The sequence below is a fragment of the Kosakonia sp. R1.Fl genome (assembly GCF_023516815.1).
In the GTDB taxonomy this organism is placed as follows: Bacteria; Pseudomonadota; Gammaproteobacteria; order Enterobacterales; family Enterobacteriaceae; genus Kosakonia.
On record NZ_JAMGSQ010000001.1, the window covers coordinates 2,612,621 to 2,627,051 of the forward strand.

Annotated in this window: 17 protein-coding genes and 1 other annotated feature; of the genes, 8 read left to right on the top strand and 9 right to left on the bottom strand. The window is 55.5% G+C overall.

The annotated features are described in order from the left end of the window. Positions 1-20 precede the first annotated feature (20 nt). The 5 genes from M8Q36_RS12300 to M8Q36_RS25470 form a co-directional block, all read right to left on the bottom strand. Complete coding sequence (locus tag M8Q36_RS12300) at positions 21-2,075, bottom strand: replication endonuclease (protein WP_249881081.1); 2,055 nt, start codon at positions 2,073-2,075, stop codon at positions 21-23. Continuing rightward, positions 2,076-2,297, bottom strand: a complete 222-nt coding sequence (locus tag M8Q36_RS12305; RefSeq protein ID WP_020454778.1) for a TraR/DksA family transcriptional regulator — start codon at positions 2,295-2,297, stop codon at positions 2,076-2,078. Further along, a complete protein-coding gene (locus tag M8Q36_RS12310; RefSeq protein ID WP_249881082.1) occupies positions 2,297-2,524 on the bottom strand; it encodes a DUF2732 family protein in 228 nt (75 codons plus the stop codon). Before M8Q36_RS12310 ends, M8Q36_RS12305 begins: the two co-directional genes overlap by 1 nt. Positions 2,525-2,591: 67 nt before the next feature. Further along, the gene (locus M8Q36_RS12315) at positions 2,592-2,930 is read right to left on the bottom strand and encodes a DUF5347 family protein (protein ID WP_017459951.1); all 339 of its coding nucleotides are present in this window, start codon (positions 2,928-2,930) and stop codon (positions 2,592-2,594) included. 38 nt (positions 2,931-2,968) lie between these two features. Further along, entirely contained in the window at positions 2,969-3,100 is a 132-nt protein-coding gene (locus M8Q36_RS25470; RefSeq protein ID WP_017459952.1) for a hypothetical protein, read from the bottom strand. A gap of 361 nt (positions 3,101-3,461) precedes the next feature. On the opposite strand from M8Q36_RS25470, the gene M8Q36_RS12320 reads away from it, so the two are divergent. From M8Q36_RS12320 to M8Q36_RS12345, 6 genes are all read left to right on the top strand, one after another. Then, positions 3,462-4,313 (top strand): phage repressor protein CI, encoded by an 852-nt coding sequence (locus M8Q36_RS12320; RefSeq protein WP_249881083.1) that lies wholly within the window; start codon positions 3,462-3,464, stop codon positions 4,311-4,313. A gap of 90 nt (positions 4,314-4,403) precedes the next feature. Then, positions 4,404-4,985: a DUF2946 family protein gene (locus M8Q36_RS12325; protein ID WP_502825471.1), complete on the top strand. Its 582-nt coding sequence runs from the start codon at positions 4,404-4,406 to the stop codon at positions 4,983-4,985. A gap of 63 nt (positions 4,986-5,048) precedes the next feature. Further along, positions 5,049-6,410 (top strand): PepSY-associated TM helix domain-containing protein, encoded by a 1,362-nt coding sequence (locus tag M8Q36_RS12330; protein WP_249881085.1) that lies wholly within the window; start codon positions 5,049-5,051, stop codon positions 6,408-6,410. A 183-nt stretch (positions 6,411-6,593) separates the two neighbouring features. Continuing rightward, the gene (aroF, locus tag M8Q36_RS12335) at positions 6,594-7,664 is read left to right on the top strand and encodes a 3-deoxy-7-phosphoheptulonate synthase AroF (RefSeq protein WP_249881086.1); all 1,071 of its coding nucleotides are present in this window, start codon (positions 6,594-6,596) and stop codon (positions 7,662-7,664) included. Positions 7,665-7,673: 9 nt separating this feature from the next. After that, positions 7,674-8,795 (top strand): bifunctional chorismate mutase/prephenate dehydrogenase, encoded by a 1,122-nt coding sequence (gene tyrA / locus M8Q36_RS12340; RefSeq protein WP_249881087.1) that lies wholly within the window; start codon positions 7,674-7,676, stop codon positions 8,793-8,795. Positions 8,796-8,863: 68 nt separating this feature from the next. Continuing rightward, on the top strand, positions 8,864-9,736 hold the full coding sequence (locus M8Q36_RS12345; protein WP_097408033.1) for an SMP-30/gluconolactonase/LRE family protein: 873 nt from the start codon (positions 8,864-8,866) through the stop codon (positions 9,734-9,736). Here M8Q36_RS12345 and pheA read toward each other — a convergent pair. From pheA to bamD, 4 genes are all read right to left on the bottom strand, one after another. Next, the gene (pheA, locus tag M8Q36_RS12350; RefSeq protein ID WP_249881088.1) at positions 9,733-10,893 is read right to left on the bottom strand and encodes a bifunctional chorismate mutase/prephenate dehydratase; all 1,161 of its coding nucleotides are present in this window, start codon (positions 10,891-10,893) and stop codon (positions 9,733-9,735) included. The genes M8Q36_RS12345 and pheA overlap by 4 nt on opposite strands. A gap of 30 nt (positions 10,894-10,923) precedes the next feature. Next, positions 10,924-11,049, bottom strand: a sequence feature (Phe leader region). Beyond that, complete coding sequence (pheL, locus tag M8Q36_RS12355) at positions 10,998-11,048, bottom strand: pheA operon leader peptide PheL (RefSeq protein WP_189660115.1); 51 nt, start codon at positions 11,046-11,048, stop codon at positions 10,998-11,000. It overlaps the preceding feature by 51 nt. A 101-nt stretch (positions 11,050-11,150) precedes the next feature. Then, positions 11,151-11,489, bottom strand: a complete 339-nt coding sequence (gene raiA, locus M8Q36_RS12360) for a ribosome-associated translation inhibitor RaiA (RefSeq protein WP_249881089.1) — start codon at positions 11,487-11,489, stop codon at positions 11,151-11,153. 266 nt (positions 11,490-11,755) lie between these two features. Then, a complete protein-coding gene (bamD, locus tag M8Q36_RS12365; RefSeq protein WP_020454767.1) occupies positions 11,756-12,493 on the bottom strand; it encodes an outer membrane protein assembly factor BamD in 738 nt (245 codons plus the stop codon). A 130-nt stretch (positions 12,494-12,623) separates the two neighbouring features. On the opposite strand from bamD, the gene rluD reads away from it, so the two are divergent. Both rluD and yfiH read left to right on the top strand, forming a co-directional pair. Further along, positions 12,624-13,604: a 23S rRNA pseudouridine(1911/1915/1917) synthase RluD gene (rluD, locus tag M8Q36_RS12370; RefSeq protein ID WP_249881090.1), complete on the top strand. Its 981-nt coding sequence runs from the start codon at positions 12,624-12,626 to the stop codon at positions 13,602-13,604. Then, positions 13,601-14,332 (top strand): purine nucleoside phosphorylase YfiH, encoded by a 732-nt coding sequence (yfiH, locus tag M8Q36_RS12375; protein WP_249881091.1) that lies wholly within the window; start codon positions 13,601-13,603, stop codon positions 14,330-14,332. The genes rluD and yfiH overlap by 4 nt, the downstream gene beginning before the upstream one ends. Positions 14,333-14,431 lie beyond the last annotated feature (99 nt).

Below are 14,431 nucleotides of genomic sequence, written 5' to 3' on the forward strand. Positions count from 1 at the left end.
TTATTAATGGGAAGCGATAATTATTTGTTCCCATCACTATGTTGCTGATAAAGAAAACCATTATGGCTTTCTGGACGCGCTGGAAACCCGGTGTTTCCAACTATTTCCCTGCTATTTCTGCCAGTACAGCGCGCGCTTTTTGGCGCCCGTTTGCGCGCCTGCAGAATATCGCTGCGCAGCCAGGCGGTAAGTTGCCGACGCTGGCGGCGGTTTAACCGCTGATCGGGCTCGAAGGGCGTACAGTTATTGACAGAACTCCAAGAAAGGGCGGTCTCCGGCACGTTTTCCTGTGCGCGCTTTGGCACGATCTTCCACTTTTTCAGCCGTGTCAGTAGCGGCGACTCGCTCCCGACTACGCTGTCGTACACGCCGCGTACGCGCAGCGTCTCTTCGCCATACTGATTAATATCGCCGTCTGCTTCATAAAGAGTGCGCACCTGCACCGCATCGCGTTTGACGAACGGCCCGCCTTGCGCGTTGACATAACCTGCCCAGTCGCCGCTATCGGCGGCTTCATGCACCTGCGCAAATTCCACGCTTAACCCGCGCGCGGCATCGTTATCGACCAGTTTGCGTAGCTCGCGGTAAACGGTGACCGGCGCGCCGCCAATAAACTGAAACTGGCGGATGCGCCAGCGTGCGGCCCAAGCGCAGACCGCGCAGGCGCTCTCTTTCAGCAATGCGCCGCTCTCAAGGTCGGTTTCGCCGTCCAGCGCATAGCCGTCGATATTTTTGGCAATATATTTCGCCAGATAACCGGTCGCGCTGCCTTTTTGTGCATCAATGGTTTCGGCGTGAAAGCGTGCCCGTTGCGCTTTCGCGCTGGACAGCTCGTGGCGGTCTTGCTGGCAGGCGAAATCACCGAGGATCTCGCGCACACGGGCAACCTCCTGCGGCTGCATAAACAGCAGCAGGTGCCAGTGCGGAGTGCCGTCGTGATGCGGCTCTGCCACGCGAATGCCGAAAACGCGCAGGCCGTTGCGGTGCAGCTTCGCGCGGATACGCGCCCACAACGCGGTAAAATACGCCTGGGTTTGCGCCGGGCTGGCGCCGTTCCATGTCCGGTTACGGTAGCCCGCGCGCGTTGTTGCGTGCCAGGCCGAGGGAGCGGTTAAGGTGTAAAACTCGCCTGAGAAGCCAAGGTTCTGGCAGATAGTTTCGAAACCGCGAAGGCGCGTCATCAGCTCACAGCGACGGATTGCCGGGTTGGCTACCGAACCGTCGTGTTTATCAATAAGGCTGATGCGGTTTCCCTCTTCGTCTTCCAGCTCCATGCTTTTAAGAAACTCGCGGTTACGCCGTTTTTGCTCGCGCCAGGCGGTTACGCACTGCGCGCTGGCGTAGGGCTGTTTTTTCTTGCTGACATTGCCGAGGGCGATGTGCAAATGTTCGCGCCACTGCCCGGCGGCTTTGCGCAGATGCCCGCGCCACCACTGCTCGCTGAACAGGCGCATGATCGCCGGGGCGAGATCTTCCGCGCTGACGACTTTTTGCGTCACTCGCTGCCAGTGCGGGGGAGTGACGTTGAATTGCAAGGCGATGGTGCCCGCGTGCAGATACCAGCGATGCAGCGTTTTCAGCTCCGTTGCGCTTGTGTCGTCGTGCTCTGCCAGTTCACCGCGAATAAAGTTGGCGATGTCCGCCGCCAGCCTGTCGACAGGGGCTTTGTTCATATCCGGTAACTGGTTGTAGCGGGTAAACAGCGAGACTAAGCGGTGCGCCAGCCCCTGCTGGATAACCGTATCAAAATGGCCGTTGAACACCGCTCTGGAGAGGCGCGGCTGTAAATGATTCAGTTGATAGCGTTGCGCCACCGCGTTGAGCCTCGGCAGCGTGCGGCGATAAAAATGCAGCAGAAAAGCCTCTGCCCGCGCCATACCGTGCTCTTTTTCTATCGTATCCGCAGCTCGGGTGAGTGAAACGCGCACGCACTCCGGCTGAAGCGCCAGTGCCTGACGCGCCTGCGACACCGCCGCAATATGGCGATTACGGCGGTGCAGCTCAGCGTGAGTGAGCAAAGGGCTGGAGATAGCTGAACGCGGCGCATTCCACGGATAAGCCCAGGTGACAGACAATTAGCGTCTCCTGTAGTGCTTGTCTTTCAGTTCGGCGATCTGCTGGCAACAAACGCAACAGGTTACGCCGGGCAGCGCCATGCGCCGCGCTTGCGGGATAGGCGCATCGCAGCTTTCACAGGTCAGCCTTGAGGGTGCCAGCAGGCGATTACGTGCATGCTGAATATGCCGCTCGCGCTCTTCCATCTCGCGTTGCTGGGCGAGATCCATTTCGTCGGCCATTAGTGCAGCTCCTGCGCCTGGTTGTCGATGTGGCTGGCTTCCTGGCGCAACAATTCAGCGGCATCGTGCCATTCAAGGCGTTGCGAGCTGATGAATGCGGCCAGTGCGTCCAGACGGGCGGAGATAACGCCGGCGCAGCGCAGACGTTCATTGTTGCGCGCTTGCGCAAGCTGGAGCGCGAGCGCGTCCGGGCTGTGGTTCGGTGAATTGAAGGGGTGTTTTCTCATTGTGTTGCTCCTGAATTTGGGCAAGGGGATGCCCGACGGGTTGACGTCATGGTTGTGGATTTAGGGTTTACAGCGGCATGGTGAGCCGTTTCGGAAACTGGCTGACTACCGCGCGGAAATGGTTCATGGCGGCGATCACCGCCCGCTTCTCATCAAGCGTTAATGCGTGCGGGTTGAGCGCCTGGCGCGCGGCGGGCACTCTGGCGAGAAAGAAAATGGCCGCCAGCGCCCGGTTGTTCTCGTCTGCGTGTTCGTCTCGCGGATCACGCAGATCGTCGATAAAGCGTGCTACGTCGCTCCAGTTATCGCCCCATAAACGACCGCGAAGCTCGGCGATATGGTTCAGCCCGCTTAGCCGCTCTGATGTGCTAAGCGGAACATGCACGACAGGGGATGTGATAGCCATAAGCTCTCCTGCGATAGTGTTGGCTTGCAAAAGCAAATTCAGCGTAACGCCATGCCGAACGAGTGTTTAACGCTGTGACGGCACTTTTCCTGTTGCGTAAAGGCAAAATGCCAGGCGCTGGCGTTCACCTGCGCGTCGCGCCATGTTGCGGTGTCGTGAAGGTCAGACATGTGGCGGTTAAGTCGGTTCTGCGATATGAGCTCAGCGTATTGCTGATCTCTCTGACATTCGCGCTGGCTATGGATTGCCGAGGATGTTTTCTGGTTTGCTGGCGCGGACTTCGTTATGCGAATCGCGGCGTAGCGTGCCGGAAAACGGGCTGTTATCTCAGTGCTCCCCCGGCTGTGGCAGCCACGTTTGGATCGCATTTGAGTAGCGGATTGCGGATGCGACGGCGTTGATTTTGCATCTGACATATCGCATTATCTCCTGTTGTTTAAAATGTACTGCGAAGCTGTGCTTTTTGGTCAATGCATAGCAATATAAATCGCAAATGCGATTGTGTAAATCACTTTTTCGATGTTGGTGTCCATGAGTGAAAACAAGATGAGTGTTCAGGATGTGATTGAGCGCATTGCCGCGTCCTATTCCGTCTCCAGCCAGAAAGCCCTCGCTGAGGCGCTGGATGTGCCGGCGAACAATATCAGCAGCTGGATCCAGCGCGATAGCGTGTCGTATAAAGCGGTGGTCAAATGCGCACTCGACACCGGCGCAGACCTGCACTGGCTGGTGACAGGTGAATTTGCAAATGCGAAATTGACGGATAAACCGGTGCCGAAGGGCAAAGCACTGTACGACGAAATTTTGTCGACCGGCGGGCGTCCGGTGCTGCGCCGTATCCTTGATGCGTACGGGTTCGAGATGCAAAAAGAGCTAGGGGATTTACTGGATATCTCCTCCGGCACCATCAGCACCTGGGTGCGACGTGAGTTTTTCCCTGGCGATGTAGTGGTGACTTGTGCGCTGGATACCGGCGTCTCTTTAGGCTGGCTGGCGACGGGCAAAGGCGAAATGTATCCCGCTGCGGCCGCGGGCGCCGCGCAAAATGACGCGGCGCTGAGCATCCCGAAATTTCGCCATGAGTCTGGCGAGCTGAAAGAGGCGGGCGTCTGGTCGCTGGATCGCAGTCTCGCGCCAGCGTCTACCGACGGTTTGAATTTTATTGAAGGGCTGAATGCGGGCTGGCTGGTGGATACCCGTGTGCAAAAAATTGGCAACGGCCGCTGGTTTATCAGCATTGACGATACGCTGGATGTTTTTGATGTGGTGCGTCTGCCGGGCGGAAAAGTGCGCCTTACCAACGGTGCGGTGGATTTTGAGTGTGCGGTAGCGGAAATTGTGCCGTATGGCGTGGTGGTCTTTACGCTCGAGAAACATGTCTGAGCCGCTGGTGCTGAGTCAGCAGAAAAACGACAAGTAAATTAACTTTCTGGTGATGTTTAATTTACAATGCCGCTTCGACCGGGAGGGGAAGTGGTGAGGAACGTTTTTCATCAATACGCAGCACAACGCACAGCCGCAGGGCTGGCGCTGTTTGCGATCTTGCTGATCCTCGTCGCGCCGCTGATTTCGGTCTCGCTGCAGCAAGATCCAATGAGCGCGATGCCCGGCATGCACCACGAGATGAACATGCCGATGCATGCACATCACGATGCCGCATCGCCGCCGAATGAAATGAGCATGCCGATGCGCGCACATCACGAGGTCGCATCGCCGCCGGACGAGATGAGCATGCCGATGCATGTGCATCACGATGCCGCATCGCCGCCGACCGAGATGAGCATGCCGATGCATGCGCATCTCGATGTCGCAACGCAGTCGATGTCGCATCATCAACCTTCTCCGCAAAGTATGCCGCTTGATCACGCCGAAGCCTGTGGCTACTGCGTGCTGCTGGCACATGTTCCTGGTCTTCTCTTCCTTGTTATTTTGCTGCTGCTCGGCCGTGTGTTGCGCATCCGTCTGGCCGCTGCCCGTCAGCCTGTTCAGCACTGGCACTTCTTTCCCTGGCTTTGTCCTGACACCCGCGCCCCGCCGCGCGTCTGCTTTTCCTGATCCTAAAAAAATGTCCGTTCGCCTGTGCGAAACGGCAACCTTTTGCTATTTCTGAGGAAAAGTATGACAACCTGCACTCCGCGTGCGGCGTGGCTCAACGTGCTGCGACGCCTGCATTTTTATATTGGCCTGTTTGTCGGCCCGTTTATTTTTGTCGCCGCCCTGAGCGGCACGTTATACGTGGCGACGCCACAGCTGGAAAACTGGCTCTATCACGATGCGCTTTACGGTGTGGAAGGGGGAACGCGGCAGCCGCTCGCCGAACAGATTGCCGTGGCTGAACAGGTAACCGGCGGCCATTTACGTCTGCATGCGGTGCGCCCTGGCCTTACCGGGAGTGACACCAGCCGCGTGATGTTTGCTGACCCACAACTGGGCGCATCGGAGAACCGCGCGATATTTATCGACCCGGTGACGCTGCAAGTGAAAGGGGATATGACGGTCTACGGCACCAGCGGAATTTTGCCGCTGCGCCAGTGGATTGACTATTTCCACCGCTCGCTACTGCTGGGCGAGGTTGGTCGTCTGTACAGCGAACTGGCGGCGTCCTGGATGTGGGTTGCCGCGCTTGGCGGTATTGCGCTGTGGTTTTTTACTCGCCCGAAACGGCGCATTAATAACGCTGTGCAAAATCATCGTCGCCTGCATGTCTCTTTAGGCTGGCTCCTGCTTATCGGGATGCTGCTGTTTTCCGCCACCGGTCTGACCTGGTCGCAGTGGGCGGGCGGCAATGTTGATAGCCTGCGTGCGGCGCTTGGCTGGATGACGCCGCAGGTCAATACGCAACTGCATGGTGTGCAGGAGATGCACGATCCGCATGCGGAACATCATATTATGCACGAGGGTATGAACATGCCGGATATGCAACTGGATCGGGTGCAGTTCGACGACGCGTTACACAGTGCGCGGCAGGCCGGGATCGCCGCCGGCAAGCTGGAGATCCGCCCGCCGCGCAGTGCGGATAAAGCCTGGACGGTAACCGAAATCGATCGCGGCTGGCCCACGCGTGTGGATGCGGTGGCGATTGATGGCAGCACGATGACGGTGGTGGATCGCACAAGGTTCGCGGACTTTCCGCTAATGGCGAAGCTGACGCGCTGGGGCGTTGATTTCCATATGGGCATTCTGTTTGGCCTGGCGAACCAGTTGCTGTTGATCGCCTTTGGCAGTGCGCTGTGCGTGATGATTGTGGTTGGTTACCGGCTGTGGTGGATCCGCCGCCCGGCCAGTGCCAACGCCAACCCGGCAAGTACGCTGCTGCACAGTTGGCTGGCTTTACCGCTGTCAGGAAGGGTAATAAGCGCATTACTGGCGCTGTTGCTGGGGCTGGCGTTACCCGTCATGGGTGCCAGCTTGCTGCTGTTTATCCTCATTGATGCTCTGCGCTGGAAACAACATGCCAGACGTTCTGTCGTAACGATGTAGTAGTAAAATGCCACTTAGTGTAAAAATATAATTACACTTGGTGGCGATTAAATGGCAATTAATTTGCTATTGTAAAATAATCGTTACGTTATGTGGATTGAAATCTTTACCAGCTATGGTATCGTTACGTCATCCTCACTTGAGGAACAACTATCGCAAACGAGCCATACAGGATTTTCGATCATGCAAAAAGACGCGCTGAACAACGTACATATTACCGATGAACAGGTGCTGATCACCCCGGATCAGTTGAAAGCGGCCTTCCCGTTGACTGTCGAGCAGGAAGCGCAAATCGCCCAGTCCCGCCAGACCATTTCCAACATCATTGCCGGGCGCGATCCGCGTCTGCTGGTGGTCTGCGGCCCTTGCTCGATTCACGATCCTGAAGCCGCGATTGAATATGCCCGTCGATTTAAAGCCCTTGCCGCAGAGGTCAGCGATAGCCTCTATCTGGTGATGCGCGTCTATTTTGAAAAACCCCGGACCACCGTTGGCTGGAAGGGGCTGATTAACGATCCGCACATGGATGGCTCGTTTGATGTGGAAGCTGGCCTGAAGATTGCGCGTCGTCTGCTGGTTGAGCTGGTCAGCATGGGGCTGCCGCTGGCAACTGAAGCGCTGGATCCGAACAGCCCGCAGTTCCTTGGCGATCTGTTTAGCTGGTCGGCGATTGGTGCGCGAACCACTGAATCGCAGACGCACCGCGAAATGGCTTCAGGTTTGTCAATGCCGGTTGGCTTCAAAAACGGCACCGATGGCAGCCTGGCGACCGCTATCAACGCGATGCGCGCCGCAGCCATGCCGCACCGCTTTGTGGGGATCAACCAGGCCGGCCAGGTCTGCCTGCTGCAAACCCAGGGCAACCCGGATGGACATGTGATCCTGCGCGGCGGTAAAGCGCCGAATTACAGCCCGGCGGATGTCGCGCAGTGTGAAAAAGAGATGGAACAGGCGGGACTGAGACCGTCGCTGATGGTAGATTGCAGCCATGGTAATTCCAATAAAGATTACCGTCGCCAGCCTGCCGTTGCTGAATCGGTGGTGGCGCAGATCAAAGATGGCAACCGTTCGATTACCGGTCTGATGATTGAGAGCAATATTCATGAAGGCAATCAATCTTCTGAGCAGCCGCGCTGCGAGATGAAGTACGGCGTTTCCGTGACCGATGCGTGCATTAGTTGGGAAGCGACCGAAGCGCTGCTGCGTGAAATCAATAATGATCTGCGTAACAGCCTGGCGGCGCGTTTTGCTTAAGAGGGTGTTATGGTTGCTGAACTGACCGCACTGCGCGATCAAATTGATGAAGTTGACAAGGCGCTGCTGGATTTGCTGGCGCGCCGCCTGGAGCTGGTGGCGGAAGTTGGCGAAGTCAAAAGTAAATATGGTTTGCCAATTTATGTACCGGAGCGCGAAGCGACCATGCTGGCGTCGCGTCGCAAAGAGGCCGAATCTCTGGGGGTGCCGCCGGATTTGATTGAAGATGTGCTGCGCCGCGTCATGCGAGAATCCTACTCCAGTGAAAATGACAAAGGGTTTAAAACCCTGTGTCCGGAACTGCGTCCGGTGGTGATTGTTGGCGGCGGCGGGCAGATGGGGCAACTGTTTGCCAAAATGCTGACGCTTTCTGGCTACCAGGTGCGCATTCTTGAAAAAGAGGACTGGGCGCAGGCCGATGCGCTGCTGGCTGACGCGGGCATGGTGATTGTTAGCGTGCCTATTCACGTTACCGAACAGGTGATCGGCAAACTGCCGACCTTGCCGGAGGACTGCATTCTGGTCGATCTGGCGTCGGTGAAAAGCGGCCCGTTACAGGCGATGCTGACCGCGCACAAAGGACCGGTGCTCGGGTTGCACCCGATGTTTGGCCCGGACAGCGGCAGTCTGGCTAAGCAGGTGGTGGTCTGGTGTGATGGCCGACAGCCGGAAGCGTACCAGTGGTTCCTGGAGCAGATTCAGGTATGGGGCGCGCGTTTGCACCGCATTAGCGCCGTTGAGCACGATCAGAACATGGCCTTTATCCAGGCGCTGCGACACTTCGCGACCTTCGCGTATGGTTTGCATCTGGCGGAAGAGAATGTTCAGCTCGAACAGTTGCTGGCGCTTTCATCACCCATTTATCGCCTGGAACTGGCGATGGTCGGGCGCTTGTTTGCCCAGGATCCACAGTTGTACGCCGACATTATTATGTCGTCGTCCAGTAACCTGGCGCTGATTAAACGCTACTACCAGCGTTTTGGCGAAGCGATTGGCCTGCTGGAGCAGGGCGATAAGCAGGCGTTTATCGACAGCTTCCGCAAAGTTGAACACTGGTTTGGTGACTATGCGCAACGTTTCCAGAGCGAAAGCCGCGTGTTGTTACGCCAGGCCAACGACAGCCGCCCGTAAATAAAAAAGCCGTTTATACTGAAAAGCCAGTGGTTACCCGCTGGCTTTTTTCATTTAAGGGATGCGCAATGGCTGAGCTGCACACGCTGTTTGATTACACCGGGCATTTGCCGGAATGCCCCACCTGGAGCGACGCGGAGCAGGCGCTCTACTGGGCAGATATTATTGAAGGTGAGATCCACCGTTATCACTTATCGTCTGGCGAACATACGGTGCTGTCGTTTGCCGAAGAAGTGGGCTGCTTTGCGCTACGTGAGAAAGGCGGCTTTATCGTGGCGATGCGTAATGGCATCTGGCTGACGGATGCGCGCGGTTTGCTGCGACAAAAAGTGTGCGATAACCCTTCAAACCCGCAACTGGCGCGCTTTAACGATGGCGGCACCGATCATCTTGGTCGTTTTTATGCGGGCACCTTCTGGGGGCCGGGCGATTATAACGGCGCGTTGCTGTTGCGCATTAATCATGACCTCACGCCCAAAGTGTTGCAGTGCGACATTCACGGTGCCAATGGTCTTGCCTTCAGCCACGATAAGCAGTGGATGTTCACCTCGGACACGCCGAACGCGGTGATTTACCGCACGCCGCTTGATGAGCAGGGTGAGCCGGGTAAACGCGAGGTTTTCCGTCGCTTTAACGCCGGGGAAGGTATTCCGGACGGGGCGGCGATGGATGTGGAAGGTTGCTACTGGAGCGCAATGTTTGATGGCTGGCGCATCGCGCGTTTTTCGCCGCAGGGTGAACAACTGGCAGAGTATCGCTTGCCGGTGCGTTGCCCGACGATGGTCTGTTTTGGTGGGCCTGATATGAAAACGCTGTTTATCACCACCACCCGGGAAAATATGACGGCGGACGAAGTGGCGCAATATCCGCTGTCGGGAGCGATCTTCACCCTGCCCGTGGCGGTGGCAGGAATGAAGAAACCGCTGTTTAAAGAGGTTTAAGCCGGGTCGACCGGCACCACATTTTCACTGGGGTAGCAACCGAGGACTTTCAGCGAACGCGCGGTGTCGGTGAGTTCGCGCAGCGCTTTTTGCATCTGCCCGGATTGCAAATTGGCCTGCACATCGATGTAGAACATCTCTTCCCACGGGTTGCCGTGGATCGGCCGCGATTCCAGTTTGGTCATGATCAAATTGTGGTTACGCAGCACCAACAGGGCTTCAACCAGCGAGCCTGCTTGCTGGCCGGTTGCCATCAGCAGCGTAGTTTTTGCCGGAACCTGATCGGATACATCAATGGCTTTACGCGCCAGCACCACAAAGCGTGTGATGTTCTGCGTCTGGTTCGCCAGATTACGTTGCAGTACCTGCAAACCATACAGCGCGCCACCGGCTTCGCTACCCAGTGCCGCAACCTGCGGCGAATTCGCCTGCGCGACCTTTTCCATCGCGGCGGAAGTGCTTTCGCAATACTCAATTTTCCACTGTGGATAGCGGTTAATGAACTGGCTGCACTGCTGGAAAGGCTGCGGATGGCTGTAAACCGTGGTGATGTGTTCTAAATCGGTGGAGCCGGAAACCAGAATGCAATGGTCGATAGGCACCGTCAGTTCACCAACGATAGACAAACTGGTGTGCTGGAGCAGGTCATAAACGTCGTTAATCGCGCCGGAGCTGGTGTTTTCCAGCGGCACCACCGCGTAATCGGCCTGGCCCGTTTCCACCTGGCTGAAGATATCGTGAAATTTCAGGCAACCGCTTTCAATGAACTGTTCAAAATGGCGCGCCGCGTACTGACGGGCGGCCAGGTGTGAATAGGATCCTTTTGGCCCCAAAAAGGCGATGCGGGCAGAGTGCGGGTTGATTTTATTCAGATGCTGCTGGAGCAGGGCTTGCTGGGTGAGAACGGAATCTTCGATGATCAACTGAAACAGGCGGGTGATGTAATGGGCATCCAGATGATGCGCTTTGCCGAGCTCTATTAGATGTTCGAGTAAATCACGCTCGCGATCGATATCGCGTACCGGACGGTGTGAATCCAGCTTGGCTTTGCCGACTTCAACAGAGAGCTGGCGGCGTTCGGCCAGCAGCGTCAGCAGCTGTTCATCCAGTGCGCTGATCTTTACGCGTAAATCCAGTAAGGGGTTTTCAGCCGTCATGTTGTTGCCTTTCGTCTTTAATTGTTATCAATAAAAAAGGCCTCCCGGTGTGGGAGGCCTTATTGTTCGTCTTCGCATTCTTTATCACAAAACGAATCGCCTCCCTAATTGGGGAAGGTAAAAAAGAATGCGAAGAAGAACGGAACAAGTTTCATGGAGTTTTCCTTTGTGCGACCGAAGTACAGTACCCGTACTGTTTTCGCTCTGTCAATAAAAAACGCGCCCGTGGGCGCGTTGGGATGGGCTCAATGTAGAGACTACTCTTCTTCTTCCTCAACGAAGCTTGTGTCTTTCACCGATGTTGTGGCGCGACGTGCTTCACCTTTGTGTTGCACTTTATTCAGCTGCCGTTCCAGCTTGTTAATCAAATCGTTGATGGCGGTATACATATCTTCATGTTTCGCGCTGGCAACCAATTGTCCGTTCGGTGTGTTGATGGTTGCATCGGCGATAAAACCCTGTGGTTCTTTCGACAGGATGATATGCGGATTAATCAGTTGAGTTTGCCATTTATCCAGTTTGGCGAGACGGTCTGTGACATGCTGGCGGATTGCCGGAGTAATTTCCATTTGTTTACTGGTAATGTTCATTGTCATAAATTTTACCTCTTGTCTTTCCGTCTTGGTGATTTCAGCATACCGTCCACAATGTCAAAATGTGTGATTTAAATCACATTATTTTGTCACTTTTTGTCAATAAAGGGGTTTTGTGAGGCAGGGCAGGAAGAGGGCAAATTTACCTTGTCTACGCCATCATTAGCAGTCATAGTTGATAGGATGAATTGCGGCTAAACCGCTTTAGTGATAGATAAAATGAATAAAAAAACGGCAGCCCGGTGGCTGCCGTTTTGCATTTCAGGCAATCAGGTCCGATTACTGTTCGCCGCGATAATTTTCGCCACCTTATCCGCCTGCGCGTTGAGCTGCAGCTCGCGATAGGCTTTTTCCATCAGCGGCAGCGCGTCATGGGTCGCTTTTGTATCCGGGAAGTCACGCAGCATCCCTTCTACGCGGTTGGTTACTGCAACCCACGCACCGCGATCGGTGTAATATTCCGCAACCGACAGTTCATATTTCGACAGACGATCTTTCAGGAACACCAGACGCCTGGTAGCGTCGGTGACGTACTGGCTGTTCGGGTAACCGCGCACCAGTTTGGAGAAGTCTTTGAATGCGTCGCGGGCATGCGCCGGATCGCGATCGCTACGGTCTACGCCGAAGAACCCTTGCAGAGCACTGTCATCCAGCGCCATGTTGGTTAGCCCACGCATATACATTACATAATCAATGTTCGGGTGGGTTGGGTTCAGACGAATAAAACGGTCAATCGCGGCTTGCGCCAGCGGCAGATCGGCATTTTTGTAGTACGCGTAAATCAGATCCAACTGCACTTGTTGTGAGTAAGGACCAAACGGATAACGATTATCCAGTGCTTCCAGTTGCGTTATTGCCGCCTTCCAGTTACCGTCTTGCAGCTTTTGCTGAGCTGTCGCGTAGATTTCGTTTGGCGGATTATCAGGTACTTCTTCCTTTGAACCGGAGCAACCTGTCAAAGCCAGACTCAACGTGGCGGCTGCCACCAGATATTTCAAGCGCGTCATGACGTTTAGACTTTCCTCAGAATGTTACGCGGGAGATTCTTTATTCCTGCTCCCGACTAAGACCAGCTACAATAGCACACTATATTAAACGGCGAAGCCGTAAAACCCAACGTTAACGAAGAAGCTGTATATGGCACAACTGGTACAACTCACCGCAACGGTATTCGAAAACCAACTCGGTCAACGCTTAGATCAAGCTTTGGCCGAATTGTTCCCGGATTATTCACGTTCGCGTATAAAAGAATGGATTCTCGACCAGCGCGTGCTGGTCAACGGCGTTGTTAGCGACAAGCCGAAAGAGAAAGTGTTGGGTGGCGAACTCATTGCTATCAATGCGGAAATCGAAGAAGAAGCACGTTTTGAACCGCAGGATATTCCACTTAACATCGTCTATGAAGACGATGACATTATCGTCATTAACAAACCGCGCGACCTGGTTGTACACCCGGGCGCAGGTAACCCTGATGGCACCGTTCTTAACGCTCTGCTGCATTATTACCCGCCAATTGTGGATGTTCCGCGCGCAGGTATCGTTCACCGCCTGGATAAAGACACTACCGGTTTGATGGTAGTGGCGAAAACCGTACCCGCTCAGACGCGGCTGGTGGAGTCGCTGCAATTGCGAGAAATCACGCGTGAATACGAAGCGGTAGCGATTGGGCATATGACTTCTGGCGGCACGGTGGAAGAACCGATCAGCCGCCATCCGACGAAGCGTACCCATATGTCGGTGCACCCGATGGGCAAGCCGGCGGTGACACACTACCGCATTATGGAGCATTTCCGTGTGCATACGCGTCTGCGTCTGCGCCTGGAAACAGGCCGTACGCATCAGATTCGCGTACATATGGCGCATATCACTCACCCGCTGGTGGGCGATCAGCTCTATGGCGGCCGCCCGCGTCCGCCGAAAGGCGCATCGGACGAGTTTATTGATGCACTGCGCAAGTTTGACCGTCAGGCTCTGCACGCCACTATGCTGCGGCTTTACCATCCTATCAGCGGTATTGAAATGGAATGGCATGCGCCAATTCCGCAAGATATGGTTGATTTGATTGATGCGATGCGCGCTGATTTTGAAACCCATAAGGACGATGTTGCCTGGTTATGACCAAACTGATCCTCCCGGACTGGCCGCTGCCGAAAGGTGTAGCGGCCTGCAGCTCGACGCGTGTCGGCGGTGTTAGCTTGCCGCCCTACGATTCGCTGAATCTTGGCGCACACTGCGGAGACAATGCTGAGCATGTGGAAGAGAATCGCGCGCGCGTATTCGCGGCGGGCGGTTTGCCTTCGAAGCCGGTATGGCTTGAACAGGTTCATGGCACTGACGTGCTCACACTTAGCGGTGGCCCTTATGCGTCGAAACGGGCGGATGCGTCATACAGCAACACACCCGGTACGGTCTGTGCGGTGATGACCGCCGACTGTTTACCGGTCTTGTTTTGTAACCAGGCTGGCACTGAAGTTGCTGCTGCTCACGCCGGCTGGCGGGGTGTATGTGCAGGCGTGCTGGAACAGACAGTTGCGTGTTTCGCCGATAAGCCGGAAAATCTGCTGGCGTGGCTGGGGCCTGCAATTGGGCCGCAAGCGTTTGAAGTCGGTGCAGAAGTTCGTGAAGCGTTCATGGGGCACGATCCGCAGGCCGACAGCGCTTTTCGACCCCACGGTGAAAAATATTTTGCTGATATCTATCAGCTCGCTCGCCAGCGTCTGGCGAGCGTAGGCATCCAGCACGTGTTCGGCGGCGATCGCTGTACCTTCAGCGATAAGCATAATTTTTTCTCATACCGCCGGGACAAGACGACCGGGCGTATGGCAAGTTTCATTTGGCTGATATAACCTAAAGAATCAAGACGATCCAGTACGCGTAGGTTTTCTTTCGCATAATTCAGGTCATTCACCTTGAATAATTGAGGGATGACCTCATTTAATCTCCAG

Bases quoted from the DNA above. Each gene is read 5' to 3' on its own strand.
- bamD (WP_020454767.1), bottom strand. From the start codon at position 12,493: ATGACGCGCTTGAAATATCTGGTGGCAGCCGCCACGTTGAGTCTGGCT.
- M8Q36_RS12305 (WP_020454778.1), bottom strand. From the start codon at position 2,297: ATGGCCGACGAAATGGATCTCGCCCAGCAACGCGAGATGGAAGAGCGC.
- M8Q36_RS12330 (WP_249881085.1), top strand. From the start codon at position 5,049: ATGACAACCTGCACTCCGCGTGCGGCGTGGCTCAACGTGCTGCGACGC.
- M8Q36_RS12345 (WP_097408033.1), top strand. From the start codon at position 8,864: ATGGCTGAGCTGCACACGCTGTTTGATTACACCGGGCATTTGCCGGAA.
- pheA (WP_249881088.1), bottom strand. From the start codon at position 10,893: ATGACGGCTGAAAACCCCTTACTGGATTTACGCGTAAAGATCAGCGCA.
- rluD (WP_249881090.1), top strand. From the start codon at position 12,624: ATGGCACAACTGGTACAACTCACCGCAACGGTATTCGAAAACCAACTC.
- M8Q36_RS25470 (WP_017459952.1), bottom strand. From the start codon at position 3,100: ATGTCTGACCTTCACGACACCGCAACATGGCGCGACGCGCAGGTGAAC.
- M8Q36_RS12315 (WP_017459951.1), bottom strand. From the start codon at position 2,930: ATGGCTATCACATCCCCTGTCGTGCATGTTCCGCTTAGCACATCAGAG.
- yfiH (WP_249881091.1), top strand. From the start codon at position 13,601: ATGACCAAACTGATCCTCCCGGACTGGCCGCTGCCGAAAGGTGTAGCG.
- M8Q36_RS12310 (WP_249881082.1), bottom strand. From the start codon at position 2,524: ATGAGAAAACACCCCTTCAATTCACCGAACCACAGCCCGGACGCGCTC.
- tyrA (WP_249881087.1), top strand. From the start codon at position 7,674: ATGGTTGCTGAACTGACCGCACTGCGCGATCAAATTGATGAAGTTGAC.
- M8Q36_RS12320 (WP_249881083.1), top strand. From the start codon at position 3,462: ATGAGTGAAAACAAGATGAGTGTTCAGGATGTGATTGAGCGCATTGCC.
- aroF (WP_249881086.1), top strand. From the start codon at position 6,594: ATGCAAAAAGACGCGCTGAACAACGTACATATTACCGATGAACAGGTG.
- raiA (WP_249881089.1), bottom strand. From the start codon at position 11,489: ATGACAATGAACATTACCAGTAAACAAATGGAAATTACTCCGGCAATC.